Below are 24,405 nucleotides of genomic sequence, written 5' to 3' on the forward strand. Positions count from 1 at the left end.
TTTCCCAACGCCCTACCTGCTGGTGCGTTCCAGCAGCTACAGAACCATCGCCGCGATCCAGCCGGCAATCAGCAGCGGAATATTAAAGTGCAGGAACGTCGGGATCACGGAATCCCGGATGTGGTCGTGCTGGCCATCCGCGTTCAGACCCGACGTGGGGCCTAGGGTCGAGTCGGATGCCGGGGAACCGGCGTCACCAAGAGCACCCGCAGTACCCACAATCGCCACAGTGGCGAGCGGCGAGAAGCCCATCGATGCGCACAAAGGCACGTAGATCGTTGCAACGATCGGCAGGGTGGAGAAGCTCGAGCCGATGCCCATGGTGACCACCAGGCCGACCAGCAGCATCACCAGGGCGGCGGCGGCCTTGTTACCCGCGAACAGGTCGGCGGAGGTGGTGACCAGGCTCTCGACCTCGCCGGTGGCCTGCATGACTGCGGCGAAGCCTTGGGCGGTGATCATGATGAAGCCGATCAAAGCCATCATGCGCATACCGGCGGTGAAGACATCGTCGGCCTTCCTCCAATCGACCGCGCCAGTCCCCATGAAGATCGTCAGCCCCACCAGAGCGCCGATCAGCAGCGAATCGGCCTCCATATCCATAGCCTGCATAACGACCTGCACGGCGAAAGTGGCGATGATCGCGATGACGGAGACGATGATCTTGTAGCGGGAGACTTGCCCGGCCGGGTCGGTCTCGACCTCCACAATCGGGCGCTCCTCGTACTCGCGCGGCTTGCGGTAGGTGATGAAGACCGCGATGAGCAGACCCAAGAACATGCCTAGCGCCGGGATGCCCATGGCCTTCATCACGTTGATGCCATCGGTGGTCATTCCTGCGTTGTCTATGTTGCCCAGCAGGATGTCGTTCAGGAAGATCGAGCCGAAGCCCAGCGGGATCCACATGTATGTGGTGATCAGGCCGAACGTCAGAATACAGGTGACCAGACGGCGGTCCAGCTGCAGCTTGTTGAACACGCTCAGCAGCGGCGGGATGATCAGCGGAATGAACGCGATGTGCACGGGGATGAGGTTCTGACTCATCACGGCCATCGCGAGGATGCCGGCCAGCATCAACCATTTCGTTACGGCGACGGCGCGGCTCTTTGTTTCTTCGTTAGTGACGCCCAGTTTCCCCAGCAGGGAGTCCGCCAGAAGCTTGGGCAGTCCCGCGCTGGCGACGGCCATCGCAAAAGCGCCGAGGAGGGCATAGCTAAGCGCGATTTTCGCGCCGCCGGAGAGGCCTTCCTGGAAGGCCACCATCGTGGCATCAAGGCCAAGGCCGCTGAGGAGACCACCGACGATGGCTCCGATGAAAAGCGCCAGAACCACATGCACCCGAAGCAGGGCGAGGGCCAGCATGACGACGACGGCGACTAGGACTGCATTCATGCACCTAAGAATAATGTGAGGGGTCAGACAATAGGAAATTCCAACGGTGACTGTTTCTCGTACCGCCGTGTCTGGCTAGCCAAACGAGCCGCAATGTTGGTTCCGCTGAGCTTGCGCGCCTGCAAAAGGAACTCGCGGCCTTCCCGGCTGCGGGTATACACCGCACGCATCGGCAAACCCACGCGCTGGAGTTGGCTCAAGCACTCTTCCACGTTCTCCCGGCGCGTGCCGAGCACGTCGGGCACCGTCTGGGCGCAGAAGATTCCACGGATGCGAACTTGATGCGCAGGCGCGATGAGGTAGCGCGCGTTGCGGACCTCCCCAGACAGCTGAGTCATGGCGTCCGCAAAAAGCTTCCTTTCGGCGAAGGTTCCGCCGGACAGGCGCACATTCGCTCCAATGTTTAGCGCCTGTGCCCCGCTCTGTACCATCTGGTCGAGCCATGCTCCGCGCCCGCCAACCTGGCCCGGTTCACACGTTGCGATATGCCAGCTATTCGCGGTCTTATCCGGGACGGCGAGATCCACCCGGATCACCCGGCCACGCATCTGGTTGGTCCGCATAAACGCACGCACGAAGCTGGCGATGATGAGCGTGTTGGCGCACGGTGAATCCCACCTCCCTCCAGCAAGGCGGCGGTGCCCACCAGGATCGTGAACAGTTCCTCCTGAAGAGCGCGGGTAATGGCGGGTACGGATACCCGCGTGCCGCCGGAAAAGCGCACTTCCACATAAGACTTTTGCATGAGAGTAGTGCGCTACGGGGAACCGTCTTGCTGGCGGAGAGCGAAGCCTGGAAACCGACGGTCGAGAACGTGATCCGAGTCGTAATCGTCCTGCGCGGAGCGCTTTCATGTTCGATCAATTCGCAGAGAATTGTCGGCCCGCATCCTATGCTCGAATATGTCGAGTTAGACAATGAGCTGAAAGGAACACCATGGGCTTCCAAACCCCCATGTACACGCTGGAGAAATACCTCGAACGCACGACGACTGGCGTGATTCAACTGCCGGATTTCCAGCGCGGCTACAAGTGGGATGAGGAGCGTGTTCGTCAGCTTTTAGTCACGGTGTTGCGCGGCCACCCGATGGGCGTGGTCATGCTCCTGGAAACGGGCAACGACCAAGTTCGCTTCAAGCCGCGTCCGGTTGAGGGCACAAAGGTGGCGGACAAAGAGCCGAGCTTTTTGCTTCTCGACGGCCAGCAGCGCCTTACGTCCCTGACCCAGGCATTGACTGGTGGGGGCATCGTGCATACGAAGGACTCTCGCGGCAAATTGCTCGACCGCAAGTTCTTCATCAACATCGAGGCCGCGTTGGCAGATCCGGACCGGGTGGAGGAGGCGGTTATTTCGGTCCCGGCCGACGGGAAACTGAAAGCGAACTTCAACCGTGATGTGGTGTTGGACCTCAGCACCACGGAAGCACAGTATGAGAATGGGTATTTCCCCATCGCCCTGCTGTACAACCCAAATGAATCGTTCCAATGGATGATGGGATACCCAGATAGCTCGGTGTCCATGCAGTTCCACAAGACATACGTGCAGCCTGCGTCTCAGTATCAGCTTCCCGCGATTGAATTGGATAAGGAAACCGACAAGGCGGCAGTGGCCACCGTCTTCGAGAAAGTCAACATCGGCGGTCTTCCCCTGAACGTCTTCGAGCTTCTCACTGCAGTATTTGCGGGCGACGGTTCTTACTACGCGGAAACGGGACACGACTTCCGGCTCAACGATGATTGGCTGGAGACCAAAAAGCTCTGGGAGGACTACCCGGTTCTCAACGCGGTGGAAAACACGGACCTCCTCCAAGCGGTCACAATGCTTGCCAGCCTGAAGAAACAGCAGTCGACTGCCGGAGAGGGGCGCAAGGTTGCCGTGACCGCGAAACGTGAAGACGTGCTTCGCCTAACTCTCGACGATTATCTTGAGTGGCGCGATCCGCTGCGTGCCGCATTCATCTGGGCCTCGCAGTTCCTCGCAGATCTACATGTGTTCACTGCCCGTGACATCCCGTATCAGAAGCAGCTGGTGCCGTTAGCAGCGATCAAGGTGGTTCTTGGAATGGACGCAGACCTGCATTCGGTCAAGGCACGACTTGCTCGCTGGTACTGGTCGGGTGTGTTCGGTGAGCTCTATGGAAGCGCGATTGAGACACGGTTTGCCCGTGACCTCGAGCAGGTGCCGGCGTGGTGCAAGGATGAATCCGCGCCTTTGCCACGCACTGTCGCGGACGCCAATTTTGTCGAGTCCCGCCTACACTCCATGCGGACCAGAAACTCCGCCGCGTACAAGGGCGTAATGGCGTTGCTCATGGCCAATAACTCGAAGGACTGGATGGAAGATAAGACCTTCGGCGCGGTGCAGTACAAAGACATGAATGTCGATATCCACCACATTTTCCCGCAAGCGTGGTGCAACAAGAACGGTATCGACGACGAGCACCGTGAGTCCATCGTGAACAAGACCATGCTTAGTGCACGAACCAACCGAGTGATTGGAGGTGTGGCACCTTCGAAATACGTTGACAAGATCGAGCGCACCGCTCAGATCTCGCCAGAAGACCTCGACGCGCTGGTGCGTCCGCACCTCGTAGACCCGGAAGCTTTGCGGACCGACAACTTCGACGGGTTCTTCACCGCACGCCGTGAGTCTCTGTGCCAGTTGGTCGAGGGGGCCATTGAGAAGCCGGTGCAGCGCGACGTGTCTGCAGGTCAGGGCGAAGAAGACTCCTCCCACTTCGACCAGGAGGAGATGTAAATGGCTGGAGTAGAACTTCCTACGTTCGACGACTACTTCATTCCTGTCCTACGAGTGCTGGCCGACGGTGAGGTGCGGAAGCGCCGCGACATTGTCGAAGAAGCATCAAACCTGCTCGGGCTTTCGGAGGAGCAGCGTAGGCGAGCAATTCCCTCTGGTAAGCCGGTGTATCTCAACCGAGGGAATTGGGCGATTACTCACTTGAACAAAGCTGGCGCGATCGAATCGCCGAAGCGGGCTCACTGGGTAATCACCGAAGCTGGGAGCGCTTTGCTGAAACGCCATCCGGGCGGTATCGATTTCAGTGACTTTAGGCGTGAGATGAGCGGCGGGCGGTACCAAGCGTTTCTCGCTCCGGCCACCGGTGCCGTTTCACCTGAGGAACCTTTGCCTGAGGAACTGGCCACCCTGACTCCGTTTGAGCTGGTGGAAACAGGTCAACAGCGACACGAGGAAATGGTTCGCGAGGAGCTTTTGACGCGGCTCCACCAGAACGACCCGGCGTTCTTCGAAGATGCTGTTCTCGAGCTGCTCATAGCCATGGGGTATGGCGGTTCTTTGGGCAAAGCGACCCGCACTCAACTCTCCAACGATGGCGGTATCGACGGGGTTATCGACCAAGACGCGCTCGGACTCTCAAGGATTTACGTACAGGCCAAGAGATACGCCTCTGGCCATTCGGTCGGTCGCCCTGAGATACAAGCATTCGTCGGTGCATTGCACGGTGCTCAGGCGAACCAGGGCGTTTTTCTGACGACATCCTCGTACACGCCGAATGCGATATCGTATGCAGATTCTGTGCCGATTCGAATCGTGCTTATCGACGGCCCGCTCCTGACCCAGCTCATGATTAAGCACGGTGTCGGTGTGCAGGTCAAGCGCACAGTCCAGATGGTCGAGATCGATGAGGACTTCTTTGAGTAATGACCGGTATGCAGCTTCCTGAGGGAAGAACTATCGACGTGCGCGATCTTTCCTCGCTCGCGCCCGCGTTTAAAAAGGGCGACTCGAAGTGTGGGGTCTACCGCCTCCACTTCGAAAACGGAGAGGCGTACCCGGGCAAGTCCAAGAATGTAGTGAGCCGGTTCGCCAGCCACCGGCGGCGATGGCCAGACATCGTTGCTGTCGATTTCTTCCCGATGCCGGAAGACCAAATCACGGCCGCGGAGCAATTTTTGATCACCGAGACTGAAGCGCAATACTCGGTGCGAAACATCATGCTCACCAACCGGCCACGGGGGAATGGCACTGCTGAGATCGTGACCCTGAAGGGCTCGACCGTGTCGCTGCCGTGGGATCGAGAACGTGCGAAAGGTGCCACTCAGTCGTATGCGGACGAGTTCGACGCGAAGCTCGCTCAGCTTCTTCGGCACCCCGTATTCCTCGAGATTCGTGCCCTGCTTGGGTGGTACATTGCCAACACCATGCCAGACCCGGCAGCGACCGCAGGCCAACTATGGGCGGTGACGTGCATGCCGTCGACAAACCGCACTCCGACTGAGCACCGCCTGGTCACGCTGTCCTGTGGAAACCTGGAGACTCTGTTCATTGTGGCGAGCAAATCGGTGGATTACGCCAACGACCCGAACGCGTTCGTCGCCGTAAACGTGAACACGGCGCTCTTGGACAGCCACACGCGATTCCAAGATCCATCCGGTCGTTGGTCCATTTTCAGCCGCGGGTACAGAGGCGAGAAGGTGTCGAGTCTCGAACTCGACCTGGGTACTCTGCTCGCCGTCATCGACGGGTATATCGAATTGCCGCATTTCGATGAACTAGTGACAGAGGCGTATGCCCTGAATACTCGCCTCATGCGCCGCGGTTCCACGATGTACTCGCGCTTCCACAACGAGAAGCTCGCGGACCTGCTCCTCGCGGAGGCCGTGACCTGGGAGGAGTAGAGCCTAGCCCCTCCAGCCCGCGAACGATCCGCACCGTCTCTACTGCGACCCGAGTCACCTTGCCAACTAGGTGCACGATGTAGCGTGGGTTGCCAACTTCATCGGCCCAGTCGTTCGGGTCGTTGACAATTCCGGAAGCCTTGTCCTTCTTCACCTGGTACCGGTCAATCAACCACGCCAACGCAGAACGCGACCCCAGCATGTACTCATCAGCCTCAGCCGGGATACCACTAATGGTCACGCGCTTGTTGTAGATCAGCTTGGTGACGTCGTTGACGTTCTTGCCGGTCTCCGGGTCCTTCTTGCGCGCCCACTTCATCTTCACTACACGCCAGGTATCCGGGTCGGACTCGTCGCCCTTGACCGCGATGTCCAGCAAGTACGGCTCCACATCCTCGTACCCAACGTGCAGATCCATCAGTTCCTTGCCAGCGAGCGCAAACTTGTCGAACTCCGCACGCGTTCCCGGCGTCTCGATGTGTGGCAGCAACTTCTTCAAATCTGCCGCGTAGGCCTCCCGATAGTTCGGGTCGTGCAGCTTGCCGTAGACAAAGTGGAAGATATCGTCACCGGTCACATCCGCCCCCAGTGCGTCGCGGTAGAGCGCCTTGATCTCGTCGGTGATGTTGTCTTTGCGCACATACCCCGCAACGACCTCGCCGATCTGCCCGTAGATCGAGGACTCGCCTTCGCTTATCGACACCCCCTCGCCGAACAACCCACCATCCGACGCCTCAACCGGCGCCCAGGTGAAACGGGGGAAGAACTGGCCAGTATCCAAGGCATGCAGATTCGGAACAAATTCAGTAGCGATCAAAGCAAAAGGATAATGAGAGGCTGGACTCGTAAGTACGAACCCAATGTTGCGGTGCTGCTGCGTAGGGAACATCGACGGCAACTGGTACACCATGTCGTTGAGCTCTTTCGCAAAGTAACTGCGCTGTTTAAAAAACGGGCGGTACAACGAGGTGTACACACGGTCCGTATCAACCGTGATCTCAGTTCCGCGGGCTAACTCCTGCTTCAAGCTGCGGTTCCATGAACCTTGCGTGCTATCGACCAATTCAGGGTGTTGAGCGAACAGGGAGTCGACACCCCGCTTGCCTTCCTCAAACCCTTCGCTTCGCAATAGCTCTTGCGCTTGGCGGTAGTTCGCGACGTGCGTTCCGATGTTTTCTACGAGTTGGCCGGTTGCAGAAGAATACAACCAAGCATCACGGCCAGTTTTTAACCCTGCGGTATAGGTGCCAAAGAACATCGTTGGGGTGTCCTTCTTCTCACCGATAACAGGCCATGTTGCAAAATCATCGCTGCGCTGGTTCAACCAATCCCCATGCTGATTCGGCACGATTGATTGCCAATCAACATTCTCAATCGTCGACGTATCCACAATTGCAAGCTTTTCTGACGTTGATAGATAATCCCCAATGTCGCGGTAATGCAGATCGAATCCCGAATTATTCGGATCCTTGACTCCGATTGTGATCGCAATGGTTGTACGCCCGCCGTCATCGAAAACGTTGCCTGCTTCCTTTCGGCGCTGTTCACCAGCTGTGCGTGCGTTGCCCCGCAGGTTGAACACATACATGTCCGTAAAGTCCTCCGCCATTGAGAGGCGCGCACCATCTCCGGTGTTACCGTCGATCCACCCTCCGTTCGAAACGAAGGCAACAACGCCTTGATCACCAATCCGGTCGGTCGCCCAGCGGAACGCGCGAAGATACGAGTCGTACAGGGAGTTCTTATTCGTCGCCGTTGACTTCGCCGCATACGTCTCCGCAATACGTGCATCTAGCGTCGGGTACTTCAGGTTCGAGTTGTTATCGTTCGCGCTCGTCTGGCCTACCGAGTACGGCGGGTTGCCCACGATCACATTGATCGGGGCCTCTTTCTGCCGAACGATGCGTTCGTTGTTGTTCTTAAACACCGTCAGATCCAGGATGTCGCCTTCCTCGTGGATCTGGAAGGTATCTGCTAGCGCGATGCCGGCGAACGGGATGTACTCCGGTTCAGGCAGTCCTTCGCGCTGTGCGGCCTCGGCCTGCAACGCGTTAAACGTCGTCTCGATATTCACCGCCGCCACGTAGTAGGCAAGCAGCATGATCTCGGTGGCGTGCAACTCGTTGGCGTACTTGCGCGCCAGATCCTTCGGATCGATCAACCCGGACTGCAACAGGCGAACCATAAACGTGCCGGTGCCCGTAAACGGATCCAGGATGTGCACGCTCTCGTCGCTCAAACCCCGACCGAAGTGCTTCTTCGACACATCATCGGCAGCGCGCAGAATGAAGTCCACGATCTCCACCGGGGTGTAGACAATGCCCAGCTTGTCAGCGTCGCGCTTGAACGCCTTTTGGAAGAAGCGCTCGTAAAGCTCCTTAATCACCTGCTGCTTCCCGGAAGCGCTCGTAACCTCAGAAGCGCGCACCCGTACCGAGGCGTAGAACTTCTCTAATGAATCAGTCTCGGCATCCAGGTTGCTGTCGTCGAGCGCGTCAACCATGCGCTGCATCACCTGAGATACCGGGTTATGGGCTGCGAAATCGTGCTCGCTAAATAGCGCGTCAAACACCGGGGCGGTAATCAGGTGCTGAGAAAGCATGCTGATCGCCTCGTTCTCAGAGATCGAGTCGTTAAGATTACCGCGCAGGCCCTCGACGAAGCGGTCGAACTCGCGCTGCAGCTTGGGGCTAGCGTTTTCTAGCAGTTTGTGGATGCGGGTGATCTGGTTTTCCGCGATCACTGCAACATCGTCGGCCCAATCCTCCCAGTAGGTGCGGGTGCCAACCTTGTCCACGAGCTTGGTGTAGATCGCTTCTTGCCACTTCTCCAGGGAGAACAGGGCGACCTGCTCGGAGGTCAGCGTGGAGGATTCGTAGCCCGGGTTCGCATCGTTTTGGTCGAGCTCCGCCTTGGCTTGCTTCCGTAGTTCTTCTTCGTTCTTGGTGGTGACGTGGTTGACGTCGATGGGGAGCTCGACTTGCTCATTCAAGCCGATGGAGTTCACCTTCGCGTTGAATCGGTCGTCGTGCGCGCGCAGCGCGTTGAGGATCTGCCACACAACCTTGAAACGGGTGTTGTCGTTCAACGCCTCCGACGGTGCTTTTCCGGGCGGGACTGCAACGGGGAGGATAATGTAGCCGTAATCCTTGCCCTCAGCCTTGCGCATCACACGCCCGACGGACTGCACGACATCGACCATCGAGTTTCGCGGGTTGAAGAAGATCACCGAGTCCAGGCTGGGAACGTCCACGCCTTCGGAGAGGCAGCGGGCGTTGGTGAGGATGCGGGTTTCGTCCACGTCGATCGTTGCTTCGAGCCAGGCAATCTTGTTGCCGCGCTCCATCGCGTTCATGCTGCCATCGACGTGCTGAACTGCAACGGAGAGATCAAGATTGTGTAGGGAGACGTCGTTCAGCGCAGCGTGCTCGCGCAACGCCTCTTGGTGGCTGGCGATAAGCCCCGGGTATGTCTCGGCGATCAGTTTCGAGGTCTTAATATCCTTCGCAAACGCAACGGTGCGGTGCATCGGTGCGGCGTTTTCCTCGAAGCCGCCTTTCTCGCCTTGCAGTTTGCCGGAGCGTTTTGCGAGTGCGTTCCACGCGCCAATCATGGCCGAGGCAGTGGTGAGGTTCATGCCTTCTTGCGTGCTGCGGGCCATTGCTTCCGCGGCGACGTCCTCATCCACAGTCATCACGAGCACTCGATAGTCCGTGAGCAGACCCTTGTCCACGGCTTCACCGAAGCCGAGGCGGTGGAACTCTGGGCCGTAGATGGCTTCGTCGTCCATGGATGCCAGCTCGGCGGAGTGCTCTTCCGCTTTGGTTTTCACGGAGTCGTCGAAAAGCCTCGGCGTTGCGGTCATGTAGAGGCGGCGTGCGGACTTGATGTAGTCCTCGTCGTGGATACGCACGAAGTTGGACTCGTCCGCGCCAGCGAGGGTGACACCGGTGGTGCGGTGGGCCTCATCGCAGATGACGATGTCAAAGTCGTCCAGGCCGTTTTCCTGCGCATCGTGTACGGCGGGCAGGGACTGGTAGGTGGAGAAGACGACGTGTAGGCCGTCGCGGCGCTTGCCCTGAGCAAAGCGGGCGGCGATGTCTTTGCCCTCAGTGGAGACGGGCACTTCAAGATCGTAAGAAGCGATGTCCTCGGCCTGTCGGCTCGCCTTGTTGTCGGAGCAGACGGCGAAGCTCTTCAGATCCATGCGAGCCTGTGCGGTCCACTCGCGAAGTGTCTGCGCGAGCAGTGCAATGGACGGAACGAGGAAGAGCACACGGGCACGGCCACCGTTTTGCTCCGCGACCTGTTCGGCGAGGCGGAGCGAGGTGAAGGTTTTACCGGTGCCGCAGACCATGATGAGCTTGCCGCGGTCGTGGGTGTTGAACCCGGCCATGACGTTTTCAATCGCCTGCTGCTGGTGTGGACGCGGCTCGAAGGTTTCGCGCCGGGTCAGGTGCACCTGTATTTCTGAGCCGGGGAAAACAACGTCCCAGTTCACCGGGGACTCCGCGATCTGGCTAAAACCGATGCGGCTGGTGGGGATCTGCTGGTTTTCTAACGCGTCCTCAGCGTTTTTCGACCACTTGTCGGTGGTGGAGATGATGTAGCGGTGCACGAAGTGCTCGACCTTCGACTCGGTTTCAAACGAGTGGCCGGAGGCCTCGAAGAACGAGTCGATGTTCTGCTTCTGGATGCTGGTGGTCGGTTTGTAGAACTTGGCCTGGATGGCGACCCATCCGCTGTCGTCACGCCTGCGCGCCACCAAATCGATGCCGGTATCGGTTTTGCCGCCGTTGTAGCGCCACTTGTCCCAGCGATGCACCTCATCGAACTGCTCCGATAGCACCGGGTCGGTTTTGAAGAAGTTGACCATCAACTTCTCAAAGGCGGTTCCGTACTTGCCCTGGGGCTGGTTCTCACGGAGCTGCTCGAGGACTTCGCTGAAAGTAGACATGGGCATCATTTTGCCCGTAAACCTCGGCCGTTTTGGCTTAAGGGGTCTCTATTTCCCCCTGATGAGGTTGATCAGCGTCATCAATCCCGACTTCGCCGCGGTGAGGCCGGCTAGCAAGAACCCGAGTGCGAACACTACGGCGATGAACGACTTCGCGTCGGGGTTGGTTCTTTTGGGTCCGACTCGACATGGATCGCACGGCGCGTGCCGTGGCTCAACGCCACCGAGATCGCGCCACGGTAGTCAGCAAGATCGGCAGGAACGATGAGCAGCTCAACTGCTTTCGTTGTTAGTCCGGGACGCTGGTCGGAGGGGTGGGTGAGGTTGTGGATTTGGACAGACTGGTGCGCTAGCAAGGTGATCAACCAGATCACTTCACCAAGGCTGGCAGCCATGTCCTCCCTGTCTTCGAGTGCCTTGCCGAGGTTGTCGAGCTCTCCGTAGCGGGCGGCGATCTCGCGAGTCGCTTGCTGAGCAATCTCTTCCGGTTGATGGTGACCTGTACCAGGGTGTGGTGCTGTACGCGGTTGAGCACTATTAGGTGTGCGGGAGGGGTGTGTCATTCCAGCTCGCGCGCTATCCACACCCCAGGCGCAGACGCAACCAGGTAGTCCGGGTTCGCGAATCCCCTGATTGCAAACCGGCCAGCAGAGAACCTTCTAGCCGGTGATCGTACACGGTTTAGTTGTTGGCAAGCTCCAGCACCGCTTCGCCAACACCCGCCGCGCTCGTTGGGTTCTGGCCGGTGATGAGCTTGCCGTCGACGACGACGTGCTTGGTCATCGGGATCTTCGCGGTGGTGTACTCGCCGGCCTGGGTGCGGAGTTTCTCTTCCAGGCTGAAGGGGACTTCCTCGGTGCGGCGGGCGAGTTTCTCTTCGGTCCAGGAGTAGCCGGTTGCGTGGCGGCCGTCGAGAAGCTTGGTGCCGTTGGCGAGGGTGACGTCGAGGAGACCGCACGGGCCGTGGCAGACCGCGGAGACGATCTTGTCGTTGTCGGCGAAGTAGGCGACGGCCTTTTTCACCGCGTCGTTGGAAAAGTCGAACATGGTGCCGTGGCCGCCGATGAGGAAGATGCCGGCGTAGTCGTCAAGGTTGACGTCCGCGATCGCTGGGGTGTCATCGAGTTGGTCCATGAACTCGGGGTCCTCGTAGCGTTTGTTCGTGCCGCCAAGCTGGATCACCGGGGTTTTCAGGCTCACCGGGTCGATGGGGACGGCGCCGCCGTCGACGCTGGCGAGGGTGACCTCGTGGCCGGCTTCGGTGAGTACGTCGTAGAAGTGTGTGTACTCGCCGAGCCACATGCCGGTATGGATGCCGGAGTCGGTGTAGCGGTGGACACTGGTGGAAAGAGCAAGAAATTTCATACAACCATTATGCGTGTGTGAACGCGTCGTATAGTTTGCGTATGACAGACAGCACACCGGTGCGCAGCACCACCCCAGTGGTGGAGAACCTGGGCATCGACATTGTCCCCGCCGTCGCGGCACCCCCAACCAACCGTCTCAAACGCCTCAAATACTCGAGTTTTCATCGCAGTAAGCCACTTCTGGCACCACAGGCTCCTTGCCGACAAACGCTGAAATGGGGAGCATTGCAGCTTGTGGTTCATACTGCTCGGCTGTCTCAGCGATCTTAGTCGCGTGCTCGATTTTCGTACAATGCGCCGACACACTTTAGCAATCCCCCGCCGAGGGATAGCGGCAACTGAAATAAGCAACGCGCCCCGTCACGAGATGCTCACCGATGCCGCCACCCCCACGTTGTTCGCTTACTCCCCTTTCTCGAACTCAACGTTCGCGAAGTAATCCGAGTGGGCACTGACCTTGTCTCCCACGTCGTGGTTGTGTACAACCGGGTCGTCGCCCGGGATACCAGTGAATCCCACTGCCTTCTTGCCCAACATGGCTGCCGAGTACAGAAGTTTGAGGACGGGCCCGAACCCCGGAAAGTGGACACGGGGATTTAATCAAGATGCGATCGTAAGTGTAGCTGATCCGGCGGCTTCGAAGGCGTTCGGCGAGCGATAGCCGCACCACGAGTGCAAGCGCTTGGTGTTGTAGCGCGTGCACCACCGGAACACCTCCCGACGACACACGAACTGACTTGGGAAAACGGACTCGTCCTGAAGGACTTCCCGTTTCAGCGTGGCGTTGAACGACTCCGCCAACGAGTTGTCCGTGCTCGTCCCGATTGCTCCCATCGACTGGGTGAGACCGAATCGTTCACACAGCTTCCGGTATTGCCCAGAGGTATAGACGCTGCCATGATCGGAGTGGAAAATCGCCCCGTCAAGGTTGCCTCGGACCCCGTGGGCCATCGTGAGGGCTTCTTCGACCAACTCCGTGCGCATGTAGTCGGCGATCGCGAAACCGGTCAACTGCCGCGAATAGCAGTCGATGACGGTTGCCAGGTACATATTCGACCCGTCCGCGATTGGCAGGTACGTGATATCGCCGACGTAGATAGTGTTCGGTTTCTCCACGGTGAACCGGCGTTTCAGCAGGTCGGGCAACTTCGGAGCCCGTTTCGCAGACACGGTGGTCTTCACCCGGCGCTTTTTGGTGTAGCCGAACAGGCCCATCTGGCGCATCAACCTGGCGGTGCGCTTGTGATTGAGAAGGTCGTCGTTGGCTAGATCGGAGTTGATGGCCGCCGTCACGCGTTTCGCCCCGTAACAGCCGTTCTCGGCCGTGAACACGGCCTTGATCCTCGCTCCCAGCACCGCGTCGTCAAGGACGCGTCGCCGGCGGGCAGAAGCAGCAGATTTCCATTTGTAATACGAGGACCGGTTGATCTTCAAAACCTCACATAACCGCTTGACCTCGTAGAGGCCTCGGTTGTCATCAACGAACCGGAAGCGGTTCACCAGTTCGTCTCTTCCGCGAAATATTTGGCCGCCTTGCGGAGGATCTCTCGCTCCTCCCGGAGCTTGGCGTTTTCGCGTTCCAGCACGCGGATGCGTTCGGCGTCGGAGAGTCCTTCAGCAGGCGTGCGTGTGCTGTTGGCAGCGGCAATGGGGCTGGCGACTTTTTCACCGTTGGCGTTGGTTTTGGTGCCGGTGCCGAAGGCGTCGAGCCAGGTGCGCAGGGAGTTGCGGTTGACCCCGAGATCGGAGGCGATCGCGTTGAGCGTTGCTCCGGGGGTCGACTCGTACAACGAGACTGCGTCGCGCTTGAACTGCTCGGTGTAGGTCTTGCGTGGCATGGTGGAAAGGTACCTCACTTCCCCAGCGAGATGCTGGTTTCAGCGTGTCCACCACCAGGGGGTCAGGTCCAGGCTTGCAACATGCCCCGAACTAGGTCGTTGGCATCCGTTGTCGACGTGCCTAGGTCATCAATCAGTTTCGCGATTTCAGGGTTAGCAAGCAGCTTCTTTTCAATCGCATCAATCTTGGCCTTATCAGCCGGATCTCGCAGTGCCACAGTAGTCATTCTGGTCTATCTCCTTATGCAGGTTGGGAACCCACACACAAACCATCAGACACTCTCGACCCGACCCAGGCGGCACGAGGTCTCACAGTAATGTGGATGCCAGCGCAAGTATGTCCGACCACCCAGCGATGAAGCGTAAATAATCCAACTTTCTACTCATCGCTAGGAGGCACCAACTCATGGCCTATGACTTCGTCATTGGCATGGACGTCGGCAAATACTTCCACCACGCCTGCGTCCTCGATCCCCAAGGCAGACAAGTCCTAACCAAACGCATCAACCAGCACGAAGGCTCGCTACGCAAACTCTTCAGCACATACCTGGCCAATGACGCCAAGGTCCTTATCGTCGTCGATCAGCCCAACAATATCGGCAGGCTAACCGTCGCAGTCGCCCAAGCAATGGGAGCCGACGTTCGCTACCTCCCCGGGCTTGCCATGCGACAGCTTTCACGGATCCACGTCGGCAACTCCAAAACCGATGTACGCGACGCCTACGTCATCGCCCATGCCGGTCTCAACCTTCCGGATGCCTTGCGTAGCGTCGACCGCGTTGAGAAAGTCTTCCTCCAGCTGAAAGTCCTCAACGGCATCGACGAAGACCTCGCCCGGGCCTACACACGCCTGATCAACCAGATGCGATCCGCACTCGTAGGAACCTACCCCGCATTCGAACATGTCCTGCGTGGACAGATGATTCACCGCAAATGGATCCTCCACCTACTTGCGAAATACGGTGGCCCCACCAAGACTCGACGCGTCGGCAAAGCACGCCTAGCAGCAGCCTTCGCACGCAGTCACAAGGCACGTAATCCTGAGCCAGCTTCAACCCCGCAAACCGCCTTCAAGTACAGAGCCAGACCCAAGCAAGCAAGATCGGAATTTCAAACTCTCGAAGCTGTCTGGTCCCGGCCGTAATTAGTCCAGGAGACGAAGAATTCTATAGCCGAGCATTGCGCACATACTCGGTGTAGTCGGTGTCCGACCGGTGACCGGGTACGATTTGTCGCAGCAGCAAATCGGCCAAAAGCAGAATCGAATAGTAATCTCGCGTGTCAAAATAGTTCTTGAAAAACCGCGATTCAAAGTCACCTCCAGGCGCCAACAGGTCTGCACCTAGCCGATGAACATAAATATGCCTATCGTCGCTACACTCACCGAATGCTGAAAGGGCCGTTTCTATCACATTTTCTGCTTCGGCTTTATTCATTGGTTCGCTGAAGCCGGAATTAGGTCCTAAGAGCTCTGCCGACCGCATCCACTCATAGAGCGAGTCAGCTAAATTAACACCGACTAGATTTTCCGCAAGGCTTTCTACAGCGTAGCGACCCTGGAAATTAACTCTCGCTAACAATTTATCGACGACTGTACGAATCATTCCCTGAGCATAGATCGTATCTCGTCCTAGCTCACGGTCGTTCTTAATCGCCTCCTCGAGTTCCGACATCTTTTTTAAGGCGTCTTTTCGAGGCGTTTGTGGCAAGGAATGCTTGAGAGAGTTCTCCATCTCTGCTGTAAAGGAATTATCCCAGATGGATTTACAAACTAGATCCGCAACAAGGCCCTTCAAAAATGCATCAAACGCTCCAACTGCCGCTACAGTCGAGAACATTGAAATGTCACGAGCCAACACAGTTTCCCAACCTTGGTTCGCAAAACCGTAACCGTATTCGGCGGCCGGTGCGTTTCCAATCAACCCCCTCGGAATTTCCGGATTCAAGTAACACGCCGACATATTCAACGCTCGTTGCAGGCCGAATTCTAGGACGCGACGTCGCGGAAGCAACGAAGAGTAAAGATCATCCATCTTATCTACTTAGTCAACTCGAGAACTCGTTCAGCCAGTTCCGTAAAGACCGTATCAAATTGCTCAATGGTCTCCAGCTGAGTCTCTGCGGCCTTCCCCCAAGTAAGCAAGTCTTCCTTTTGCAACTTGAACGTAGGTTTCTGTTGATCCTGAGAAACCGCGATCAGAGTATTGAAATCCGAGACTTGGGCTAGCTTAAATTCATCCATAACCTCTTCATAGCGCTCCTGGTCCAGCGCCATATCAACCTTTGCGAGGTTTGGATACAGCGATTTAGCTATAGCTATTTCAAGCTGGTGGAAAAATACCTTGAATGCAGCGGTGGGAACTCCGTTTCGGTTCTTATATTTCTGAATAATTGTTCCCAAAAACTTGGGAGTTTTGGGAACGAATTTATAAAGAATATCCTCATCATCATAAATTCCAAAGGCCTTTGTTTTATCAGCCCACGCCTTCCACTCAGGCAAAGTTCTCGCCAGACTCTCTAGCGCCATCACGGAGAAAATGTCGGGCATGGTCGGAACGATAAAGAAATCCGAAGACATCAGATTAACGCGGTTGACTGCGCCGAAGCTCGGGCTCATGTCAAGCAAGATATAGTCAGCGTCGTAACGCTTAGCAATAAGCGCGTACAGATGAGAAAAACTGCCCGGAAGATTCTGCATAGCCGGCATTGAAGAACCTACGCTCAGAGCTGTTGCGAGCTGGGTTTCGATTTCTGCCATCTTCACATTTCCAGGAAGTAACCAGAAGTTGTCTATCCCTTCCACTGGCACCAGATCCGGTGTTAGAACTTCTGACCCCAAACTCTTCATTACTGGCAACAGTGACTTGTGCACATCTGGTTCTTCCCTCTGCTTCTCCGAACCATTAACAAGGTCAATTCCGTTTGTGACCAAGCACAGCCCCGTCAGATTACACTGCGGATCGAGGTCGACAGCCACAACCCGTTTCCCCATTTCCGCGAGCTTCCACCCGATGTGGTAACAGCTAGTGGTCTTGCTGACGCCGCCTTTATTATTGAAAAATGCGATCACTTTCGTGTCCATGAGATTTCTCCAGATCTTCAATGCTTGACTACCCATACTACTTTTACCAAAGTTTCTGGCCCCCTAGTGCCGTTTCGGCGTAGTTGGTAGGGGCAATCCGCGTAGTTGGTCGGGGTTTTCCCGATAAGTGGTAGGGCTCTCTGTTTTCAGTCAGTGTATAGGTGTCGTCGGCACAACTTGTGCCGGCGCGTCATCACCTTTCATGACCTTAAGGAGGGGCCTCTCATGGCCAACTTCAAAGACATCATGGCGATGTGCTTAGACGGGGGAAGCTATGCTGCCATCTCTGCGGCGTTGGGATGCTCCAACCGGGATATTGCCAAAACCAAGACTGAAGTGCCCCGGGTTTTGTTCCTAGGCTTGTGCCTTGATTTCCATTTCCCAAAATTCGGCTTCTACTTCAGCCGGCGTGCGATAGTCCAAGCTCTGGTGAAGCCGTGATTCGTTCCACCAATTCACCCACTCGAACGCGGCGATTTCCACGTCGACAACATCGATCCACCTTCGCCTATGAATCGGCTCATTCTTGTAGGAGCCGTTGACATTCTCAGCCAAAGCATTGTCATAGGAGTCGCCCACCGTCCCAGTGGACGCTGCGATACCGTGCTCGGCCAAGCGCTCGTTGTAGACGATGCTCACATATTGTAAACCGTGGTCTAAATGATAAATCAAGCCCGTTGTTTCTTCAGCACACACAATCGCCTAGTTGAGCGCCTGCAGCGGCAAGGCTTCGGTGCGCATCAGCCGGGCTGTGTGCTCGCGGCCAATGTCAATGCTATGGCGGCGCGGCACACGCCACATCTTCCGTACCCCGTAGACACAGTAGTTTTCAGCATGAACGTCACGAATATGCTCTACAAGGGCAGCGTCGCGAAGAGCGCGGGCGCTTAAAGCCCCGGGCCTTGGATTGGCGGTATCCACGCGAGCTAAGAAAACCGCCTTCGCGATGCGTGTTGAACATCTGGCAGATGAACTCGACTGAGAAACGATTCCGATACTCATCGATGAATCGGATCATTTCTTAACGTTTTAGGTCGAGTTCGGATGCGAAAAAACTCAGGCAGCTTTCAACAACTCATTGATGTCCCGCAGCTCTTGATTTTCTCGACGCAACCGTGCGTTTTCTGCAGCAAGGTCCTCAGGCAACCGTTCACTTACGCCTCCCTCGCCTCGAGCGGCCTGCGTCCATTGCCTCGCCGGGTGCGTACTTTCGCTTTCGCCATGCGTGCGTTCTCCTAGGTGACATGCTGCTGCACGCGTGCAATCTACGTGCAATACCTAAATGTACTTATGGCCGGTTGTGGCAAGTAGTGGCAATGTCCTACTACGGCCCTTAACTGCACAGATACAACAAAACCCCCGGTCAGTAACGACCAGGGGAAATGCATTTGGTGGAGTTGCCGGGAATTGAACCCGGGTCCTTTGCGACCTCGCCAGGGCTTCTCCGTGCGCAGTTCGCACGTGACCTCTGCTCGGCCCTCCAGCGCTCACGAACCAGCCTGGATGATGGGCCCAGTTGCTCGAAAGGTGTCCCACACGGCCCAAGCAACAAAGCCGTGCGGCAAGTCCCTTAAGTCGATGCCAGCTACCGGGTCAGGGACATACCCGGGCTGACAGACACGCGGTCGCTGTAATTAGGCAGCGAGGGCGTAGTCGCGCTGAGTGTTCTCGGCGCTTATAAATTCGCAGCGACGCTTAAAAACGGTGGTCGTCTGCCTTCACCGGCACGCTTCCCCTGGCTCAATGCACAAAGTCGAAACCAAATCAACCCCGTGATTCCTGCTGCGGAAACGCTCGTACAACAGGAAATCTAACTTTACACCCCTGCACCGCGGCAGTTCAAGAACCCTACTTTTCAGCCTCGTTTTCCAGATCAGCGTCCTGTGCGGAGTCGAGCTCAGTCTCGTCCCACTTCGCCTTGCGCTCCTTGGACTTCTTGTTGTTCTTCACCGCCATTAAGCCGACCGCAATGCCGATCACTACAGGCACCCACACCTTGCTGTAATCCGCCATAAATGCCATCACGCGCAGAATCGGCTCCATCCATTCGGGCATGTGCCAATCCGGCCAAGGAATCGAGGGAAGGTTGATGTCCGGCCACGGAATGGAAGGCAGGTTAATGTCCGGCCACGGGATTGACGGCAAGTTGATCTCTGGCCACGGAATGTTGATATCCCAGTCCGGCAGGAGGCTCAGCAGCCATGCAATCAACTTGGAAACCAACGGCCCCAGCACGATCACGGCCAGCGCCCAACCTCCCTTCCCCAGCCCGGTAATCAGCGGGTAGAACCAGCGCTTGAACGGCGACTCCTCCATCGCCTCCCAGCGCCTCGCCGCCCGCGAGCCTTCAGGCGGATCGAAGACCACCACCCCTTCGTCGTCCTTCACCTTGACCTCGATCATCCAGCTATCAAGGAAATTCGACGTCCACCCCAGGTACGGCGCGCTGAGCGTCATTTCACCGCCGTACTTCCCAGCCTGAACGTTCGCCTCGCTTTTGGCCAGGTCAATCTTCTGATTCTCGAGGCTCTTGTACCTCGCGATAGTTACCCCGTCGCGACGCACGAGCAGCTGACGATTCTTATCGAGGTCGTCTAGTTTCTCTGCCAGCTTCTTGTGGAGCTTCTCGCTGTCTTCTCTTGTGGACGCCCCCTCGTCCCCCACATCACCTTCAGCTACCTCTTCTGCCTCCGGCTCGGTGCTGTTTTCCGCGTCGGTTTTCTTATCGGACGCGGGGAATTCAGGATCGATTCTCCGCAGTGCATCCGGCTCGCCGATAAAGAGCTCAAGCAGCCCGAACTCGGGATGCTTAAGGGACCAATGCTCGACGTCGTCATTTTTCACAGGCCCGAAAGTATCAAAACACAAACCCCCGTTCAATAGGGGTCTCCTATGCGCTACCGCTACCTAGCCCTGGATCCCTTTGATTCGCCGGCCCATTTCGCGCGTGATCTCACGCTCTTCCGTACGGCGTTTGATGTCCTGGCGCTTGTCGTATTCCTGCTTACCGCGCGCCAGCGCCAGCTCGACCTTCAACCTGCCGGCAACGAAGTACAGCTGCAGCGGAACCAAGGTGTTGTTTCCGTCGCGAACCTTGCCCATAAGCGAGTCGATTTCCCGGCGGTGCAACAGCAGCTTGCGGGTACGGCGGGGGCTATGGTTCGTCCAGTGCCCCATGGAGTATTCCGGGATGTGAAGTCCGCGCAGCCAGACTTCGCCTTCATCAATGGTGGCGTAGGCGTCAACAAGAGAAGCCTTGCCCTCACGCAAAGACTTAACTTCCGTGCCCACCAGGGCCACACCGCACTCGTAGGTATCGATGATGTGGTAATCGTGGCGCGCCTTACGGTTGGTGGCAACGACGATCTGGCCAGCCCCCTTCTGACCTGCGCCCTTCTGGGCCTTGTTCTTCTTCCCCTTCGATTTCCCCGAATCGGTGGGAGTGCTCTTTTTTGCAGCCATGACAGCCACACACTACCACCGAGCGCTCCCCCGAGCGAAAATGCTTTAAAGCGCTAATGCTGCGCTGGCTTAGCGAGGGCGCAGCGCTAGTTCTTCACATACCAGCGCAAAGTGACCTGCGCGGTGATAGCCGCAACGACCACACCGACCAGCACCACAAACGGCGCGGCCAACCACAAGTCGCTGTTCGTCACGCGCGCCACCAACTGCTGGTCGTACACGGCCTTCAGAGCGCGGTCGACCACCAGAATCTTCGCGGCGAACATGCCACCCACCGCCAGCACCGCACCGATCAGGGCGGCCATCATGGCCTCCAGGACGAACGGAGCCTGGGTGTACCAGCGCGAAGCACCGACCATGCGCATAATGCTGATCTCACTGCGGCGCGAGTACGCGGTGATCTGCACCATGTTCATAATCAGGAAGATCGCGGCGATGGCCTGCACCGCGGCCACGATAAAGGAGGCGTTGCGGATGGAATCCAGGTTGCGCATCGCGGCCTCCAGGTTGTCGCCCTGATCCACGATGTTCGTCACCACCGGGTTGTCCCGCAGCGCGTCAATGGGACCGGAGTTCTCCGGGTCGGCCAGGCGCACGTGGAAGGCGGCGGGCAGCGCATCCTTCTCTGTCTGCTCTACTAGCTGCGGATCAGACTCGCCGAATAGCTCCACGAAACGCTCGTAAGACTGCTCCTTGTTACGGAAAGTCACGGACTTCACCGCCTCGTCGCCCTCCAGCTGCTGCTTAATCTCGGAGCACTCCGGAGAGGCACACGTTGGGTCGGAGCTCGAAATCTCGTCGTCGAGCTGCACCATCACCTCGATACGGTCGAAGTAGATGTCCTTCGTTCGCTCCGTCATTGCGCTCAGCAAAAAGCCGGTGGCCAGCAGCGCCAGCGCGATGGAGGTGGTGATGATCATCGCGATCGTCATCGTCATGTTGCGGCGCAGGCCCGAAAACGCCTCGCGGAACACAAAGTTGGTCTTCATTAATGTTTCCCTACTGTTCCCTACTGATCTCTACTGATCCGTACAGTTCCGTATTAGTGGCCCACGCCGTACATACCGAGCTCGTCATCGCGCACGAGCTTGCCCTTCGACAGCTCGATCACGCGCTTACGCATGGAGTCCACCGCCACATCGTCGTGGGTGGACATCACCACGGTCGTACCGTTCTGATTAATGCGGTTGAGCAGCATCATGATCTCTGATGAAGTATCGGGGTCCAGGTTGCCTGTCGGCTCGTCCGCCAGCAGAACCAGAGGTTTGTTTACTGACGCCCGCGCGATCGCCACGCGCTGCTGTTCGCCACCCGACAGCTCGTGCGGGAAGCGGTTTTCCTTTCCGTCGAGACCGACGGTCTTCAACGCGGCAGGCACCAAATGCTGAATCTCCGCGCGCTTCTTACCGATAACCTCGAGGGCGAAGGCAACGTTGTCGAAGACAGTCTTCTTCGGCAGCAGGCGGAAGTCCTGGAAGACATAGCCGATGCGCTGGCGCAGCTTCGGCACATCCCGTCCCTTGATCTTGTTTACGTGGTAGCCAGCGACGTGCAGGTCCCCGGAATCCAGCTTCTCCTCGCGCAGGATGAGCTGCAGAAACGTGGACTTACCGGAGCCGGAGGGGCCGATAAGGAAGACGAACTCGCCCTTTTCGATGTCCAGGGTGATGTTGTCCAGGGCCGGCCGCCCGGAAGACAGATAGCTCTTGGTTACGTTTTCGAAGGTGATCACGAGCACACAGTGTAGCGAAGCCAACGAGGTAAAGATAGTCCAAAGTGACTACTGTTACCCCTGTGACTTTATGTGGCTTGGTTGATTTTGGGCTTCTCCTGTCTCGACGCACCCCAGAATGTAAAGTCGCAACCCAACCCGGTTGAAGAGTTAGGCGTCAAGAAGAGAAAAGCCCATGAGCGACACGAAGAGCAAAGAAGAGACCACAAAGAATAATCAACCCGGGGGCTTCCTCGGATTCATCGAGAAGATCGGCAACAAACTCCCCGACCCGTTTTGGCTATTCGTCATACTCGGCGGGCTGGTACTCGTCTCCAGCTTCATCTTCAACAAGCTGGGGCTCAGCGCCACAGACCCGGAAACCGGCGAGCCGGTAGAGATCGTCAACCTGCTGAGCTCCGAGGGGCTCAAGGACATCCTTTCTGGCGTGGTGGACAACTACGTCACCTTCCCACCGCTAGGTCTGATTATTACGGTCATGCTGGGTGTCGCCGTGGCAGAGCACTCCGGCCTGATTAGCGCGGTGGTACGCGCAACAGTCTTTAGGGTCGGGCCGAAAACTCTAACTTTCGTCGTGGCCCTAGCAGGCGTGACGGGCTCTGTGGCCTCGGATGCGGTGTACGTGATCCTCATTCCGCTGGGAGCAGTGTCCTTCCGCGCAGTGGGGCGCTCCCCGATCGTCGGCGCAATGGTGGCCTTCGCCGCATCCTCTGCTGGTTTCAACTCCTCGCTGGTTCTGAACATCACCGACGTGCTGTTGGGTGGCATTTCCACCTCGGCGGCCCACATCGTCGACGATAAATACTTCGTCTCGCCGCTAGCCAACTACTTCTTCGTAGCCGTCAGCGCGGTCGTGTTGGCGCTAATCATCACGGCTGTGACGGAGCTGTACATGAACAAACGCGCCCAAGACCTGGTGAACCACGACGAGATCGACTACTCGGAGGTCACCTTCAACACCGGCCGCGACGGTGACGACGAACTCGCCGGCGACGTACCGCAGGAAAAGATCACCGCCGCATTGAGGCTCGAGCGCGACGAGGCGCGCGCACTGGGGACCACCGCTATCGTCGCCATAATCATGACGGGCATCTACTTTGCATTGCTGTTTGTTCCGGGTTCTCCGCTCCAAGGCGAGAACGGCGAGGTGATGTCCAGCCCCTTGATCACCGCAGTGGCCGTGCCTATTGGCGCTGCCTTCCTGATCCTCGGCCTGGTCTACGGTCTAGGCATTAAGTCCATTACAAAGGCCAGCGACGTTCCGGACTTCATGGCACGCGGTTTGAAGACCCTGCTGCCGATGATGGTGCTGTTTTTCGCCGTCTCCCAGTTCCTGGCCTGGTTCAAGGCATCCAACTTGGGCGCTTGGACCGCCATTAAGGGCGCAGAGCTGCTGCAGAAGGCGGATCTACCACCACTGCTACTCTTCGGCGCCTTTGTGATCCTGGTAGCGCTGGTGAACCTCTTCATTACTTCTGGTTCCGCCCAGTGGGCGCTGATGGCCCCGATCGTCGTGCCGATGTTCATGTACGTCGGGTTCTCCCCCGAGGCCACCCAGATGCTGTTCCGTATCGGCGACTCTCCTTCGAACATCATCACCCCGATGAGCCCGTACTTCGCCCTGGCCCTGACCTTCTTGCAGCGCTACTACAAGAAAGCGGGCATCGGAACACTGATGTCGCTGGCACTGCCGTACTCCATCGCCATGCTGGTGGGCTGGTTCCTGTTCTTCGCCCTCTGGTGGATGATCGGCCTGCCGCTCGGCCCCGGTACGCCGATGGACTACCCGGCGCCGTAGCTCCCTAGCCCCAGCGCTGGCTTTGCGCTGCGCTGGCGCACAGCACAAGTTCAGCCCCCATGGTAGCCCAGCCAGACCCCAATCGTTAGTGTGGAAAACGTACCTTGCACACCGCTTGG

At 57.6% G+C, this 24,405-nt stretch carries 19 protein-coding genes, 1 other RNA gene and 2 pseudogenes; 5 read left to right on the forward strand and 17 right to left on the reverse strand.

Features of this window, described 5'->3' with window-relative positions:
- Nucleotides 1-36: 36 nt before the first annotated feature.
- Both MHX66_RS07565 and MHX66_RS07570 read right to left on the reverse strand, forming a co-directional pair.
- The gene (locus tag MHX66_RS07565) at nt 37-1,392 is read right to left on the reverse strand and encodes a Na+/H+ antiporter family protein (protein ID WP_239201911.1); all 1,356 of its coding nucleotides are present in this window, start codon (nt 1,390-1,392) and stop codon (nt 37-39) included.
- 23 nt (nt 1,393-1,415) lie between these two features.
- Nucleotides 1,416-1,955 carry a hypothetical protein gene (locus MHX66_RS07570; protein ID WP_239201914.1) on the reverse strand — a complete coding sequence of 180 codons (540 nt, stop codon included), beginning with the start codon at nt 1,953-1,955 and terminating at the stop codon, nt 1,416-1,418.
- Between the two features lie 373 nt (nt 1,956-2,328).
- On the opposite strand from MHX66_RS07570, the gene MHX66_RS07575 reads away from it, so the two are divergent.
- The 3 genes from MHX66_RS07575 to MHX66_RS07585 are packed head-to-tail and all read left to right on the forward strand — an operon-like array spanning nt 2,329 to nt 6,050.
- The gene (locus tag MHX66_RS07575) at nt 2,329-4,149 is read left to right on the forward strand and encodes a DUF262 domain-containing protein (protein WP_239201916.1); all 1,821 of its coding nucleotides are present in this window, start codon (nt 2,329-2,331) and stop codon (nt 4,147-4,149) included.
- Nucleotides 4,150-5,073, forward strand: coding sequence for a restriction endonuclease (locus tag MHX66_RS07580; protein WP_035009373.1), 924 nt, complete (start codon nt 4,150-4,152; stop codon nt 5,071-5,073). It begins immediately after the preceding gene.
- Nucleotides 5,073-6,050 carry a GIY-YIG nuclease family protein gene (locus MHX66_RS07585; protein ID WP_239201919.1) on the forward strand — a complete coding sequence of 326 codons (978 nt, stop codon included), beginning with the start codon at nt 5,073-5,075 and terminating at the stop codon, nt 6,048-6,050. The genes MHX66_RS07580 and MHX66_RS07585 overlap by 1 nt, the downstream gene beginning before the upstream one ends.
- On the opposite strand, the gene MHX66_RS07590 is transcribed toward MHX66_RS07585, so the two are convergent.
- From MHX66_RS07590 to MHX66_RS07610, 6 genes and pseudogenes are all read right to left on the reverse strand, one after another.
- Nucleotides 5,959-11,007: a DEAD/DEAH box helicase gene (locus MHX66_RS07590; RefSeq protein ID WP_239201921.1), complete on the reverse strand. Its 5,049-nt coding sequence runs from the start codon at nt 11,005-11,007 to the stop codon at nt 5,959-5,961. The genes MHX66_RS07585 and MHX66_RS07590 overlap by 92 nt on opposite strands.
- Before the next feature lie 134 nt (nt 11,008-11,141).
- Nucleotides 11,142-11,570 carry a hypothetical protein gene (locus MHX66_RS07595; protein WP_239201930.1) on the reverse strand — a complete coding sequence of 143 codons (429 nt, stop codon included), beginning with the start codon at nt 11,568-11,570 and terminating at the stop codon, nt 11,142-11,144.
- A gap of 118 nt (nt 11,571-11,688) precedes the next feature.
- Nucleotides 11,689-12,372 (reverse strand): type 1 glutamine amidotransferase domain-containing protein, encoded by a 684-nt coding sequence (locus tag MHX66_RS07600; protein WP_239201931.1) that lies wholly within the window; start codon nt 12,370-12,372, stop codon nt 11,689-11,691.
- Nucleotides 12,373-12,776: 404 nt separating this feature from the next.
- The gene (locus MHX66_RS10560) at nt 12,777-12,911 is read right to left on the reverse strand and encodes a hypothetical protein (protein WP_255717299.1); all 135 of its coding nucleotides are present in this window, start codon (nt 12,909-12,911) and stop codon (nt 12,777-12,779) included.
- Nucleotides 12,912-12,974: 63 nt separating this feature from the next.
- A protein-coding gene (locus tag MHX66_RS07605) for an IS3 family transposase (protein WP_239201932.1) occupies nt 12,975-14,212 on the reverse strand; the annotation gives its coding sequence in 2 pieces (ribosomal slippage) (nt 12,975-13,885 and nt 13,885-14,212; 1,239 coding nt in all).
- A 71-nt stretch (nt 14,213-14,283) separates the two neighbouring features.
- Nucleotides 14,284-14,439 (reverse strand): annotated as a pseudogene (locus MHX66_RS07610) (IS256 family transposase); the annotation flags it as partial.
- 179 nt (nt 14,440-14,618) lie between these two features.
- On the opposite strand from MHX66_RS07610, the pseudogene MHX66_RS07615 reads away from it, so the two are divergent.
- Nucleotides 14,619-15,260, forward strand: a pseudogene (locus MHX66_RS07615) (IS110 family transposase); the annotation flags it as partial.
- Nucleotides 15,261-15,378: 118 nt separating this feature from the next.
- Here the strand turns inward: MHX66_RS07615 and MHX66_RS07620 are convergent.
- The 9 genes from MHX66_RS07620 to ftsE all read right to left on the reverse strand — a co-directional run bounded on the left by MHX66_RS07620 (nt 15,379) and on the right by ftsE (nt 22,488).
- Nucleotides 15,379-16,245: a hypothetical protein gene (locus MHX66_RS07620; RefSeq protein ID WP_239201933.1), complete on the reverse strand. Its 867-nt coding sequence runs from the start codon at nt 16,243-16,245 to the stop codon at nt 15,379-15,381.
- A 5-nt stretch (nt 16,246-16,250) separates the two neighbouring features.
- Entirely contained in the window at nt 16,251-17,294 is a 1,044-nt protein-coding gene (locus MHX66_RS07625) for a ParA family protein (protein WP_239201934.1), read from the reverse strand.
- Nucleotides 17,295-17,648: 354 nt separating this feature from the next.
- Nucleotides 17,649-17,933 (reverse strand): integrase core domain-containing protein, encoded by a 285-nt coding sequence (locus MHX66_RS07630; RefSeq protein WP_239201936.1) that lies wholly within the window; start codon nt 17,931-17,933, stop codon nt 17,649-17,651.
- A 63-nt stretch (nt 17,934-17,996) separates the two neighbouring features.
- Complete coding sequence (locus tag MHX66_RS07635) at nt 17,997-18,296, reverse strand: IS3 family transposase (protein ID WP_239201937.1); 300 nt, start codon at nt 18,294-18,296, stop codon at nt 17,997-17,999.
- A gap of 387 nt (nt 18,297-18,683) precedes the next feature.
- Nucleotides 18,684-19,066, reverse strand: a transfer-messenger RNA (tmRNA) gene (gene ssrA, locus MHX66_RS07640).
- A gap of 76 nt (nt 19,067-19,142) precedes the next feature.
- The gene (locus MHX66_RS07645) at nt 19,143-20,138 is read right to left on the reverse strand and encodes a hypothetical protein (RefSeq protein WP_239201938.1); all 996 of its coding nucleotides are present in this window, start codon (nt 20,136-20,138) and stop codon (nt 19,143-19,145) included.
- Between the two features lie 63 nt (nt 20,139-20,201).
- Complete coding sequence (smpB, locus tag MHX66_RS07650) at nt 20,202-20,756, reverse strand: SsrA-binding protein SmpB (protein WP_239201939.1); 555 nt, start codon at nt 20,754-20,756, stop codon at nt 20,202-20,204.
- 86 nt (nt 20,757-20,842) lie between these two features.
- Complete coding sequence (gene ftsX, locus MHX66_RS07655) at nt 20,843-21,745, reverse strand: permease-like cell division protein FtsX (protein ID WP_239201940.1); 903 nt, start codon at nt 21,743-21,745, stop codon at nt 20,843-20,845.
- Nucleotides 21,746-21,798: 53 nt separating this feature from the next.
- Nucleotides 21,799-22,488 carry a cell division ATP-binding protein FtsE gene (ftsE, locus tag MHX66_RS07660; RefSeq protein WP_034964874.1) on the reverse strand — a complete coding sequence of 230 codons (690 nt, stop codon included), beginning with the start codon at nt 22,486-22,488 and terminating at the stop codon, nt 21,799-21,801.
- Between the two features lie 175 nt (nt 22,489-22,663).
- On the opposite strand from ftsE, the gene MHX66_RS07665 reads away from it, so the two are divergent.
- Nucleotides 22,664-24,286: an AbgT family transporter gene (locus MHX66_RS07665; protein WP_239201941.1), complete on the forward strand. Its 1,623-nt coding sequence runs from the start codon at nt 22,664-22,666 to the stop codon at nt 24,284-24,286.
- Nucleotides 24,287-24,405: the final 119 nt, after the last annotated feature.

Source organism: Corynebacterium sp. ACRPH (assembly GCF_022347285.1).
In the GTDB taxonomy this organism is placed as follows: domain Bacteria; phylum Actinomycetota; class Actinomycetes; order Mycobacteriales; family Mycobacteriaceae; genus Corynebacterium.

Bases quoted from the DNA above. Each gene is read 5' to 3' on its own strand.
- MHX66_RS07585 (WP_239201919.1), top strand. From the start codon at position 5,073: ATGACCGGTATGCAGCTTCCTGAGGGAAGAACTATCGACGTGCGCGAT.
- smpB (WP_239201939.1), bottom strand. From the start codon at position 20,756: ATGGCTGCAAAAAAGAGCACTCCCACCGATTCGGGGAAATCGAAGGGG.
- MHX66_RS07620 (WP_239201933.1), bottom strand. From the start codon at position 16,245: ATGGATGATCTTTACTCTTCGTTGCTTCCGCGACGTCGCGTCCTAGAA.
- MHX66_RS07665 (WP_239201941.1), top strand. From the start codon at position 22,664: ATGAGCGACACGAAGAGCAAAGAAGAGACCACAAAGAATAATCAACCC.
- MHX66_RS07600 (WP_239201931.1), bottom strand. From the start codon at position 12,372: ATGAAATTTCTTGCTCTTTCCACCAGTGTCCACCGCTACACCGACTCC.
- MHX66_RS07590 (WP_239201921.1), bottom strand. From the start codon at position 11,007: ATGTCTACTTTCAGCGAAGTCCTCGAGCAGCTCCGTGAGAACCAGCCC.
- MHX66_RS10560 (WP_255717299.1), bottom strand. From the start codon at position 12,911: ATGTTGGGCAAGAAGGCAGTGGGATTCACTGGTATCCCGGGCGACGAC.
- MHX66_RS07595 (WP_239201930.1), bottom strand. From the start codon at position 11,570: ATGACACACCCCTCCCGCACACCTAATAGTGCTCAACCGCGTACAGCA.
- MHX66_RS07575 (WP_239201916.1), top strand. From the start codon at position 2,329: ATGGGCTTCCAAACCCCCATGTACACGCTGGAGAAATACCTCGAACGC.
- MHX66_RS07570 (WP_239201914.1), bottom strand. From the start codon at position 1,955: ATGCGGACCAACCAGATGCGTGGCCGGGTGATCCGGGTGGATCTCGCC.
- MHX66_RS07565 (WP_239201911.1), bottom strand. From the start codon at position 1,392: ATGAATGCAGTCCTAGTCGCCGTCGTCGTCATGCTGGCCCTCGCCCTG.
- ftsX (WP_239201940.1), bottom strand. From the start codon at position 21,745: ATGAAGACCAACTTTGTGTTCCGCGAGGCGTTTTCGGGCCTGCGCCGC.
- MHX66_RS07635 (WP_239201937.1), bottom strand. From the start codon at position 18,296: ATGAGTATCGGAATCGTTTCTCAGTCGAGTTCATCTGCCAGATGTTCA.
- MHX66_RS07625 (WP_239201934.1), bottom strand. From the start codon at position 17,294: ATGGACACGAAAGTGATCGCATTTTTCAATAATAAAGGCGGCGTCAGC.
- MHX66_RS07580 (WP_035009373.1), top strand. From the start codon at position 4,150: ATGGCTGGAGTAGAACTTCCTACGTTCGACGACTACTTCATTCCTGTC.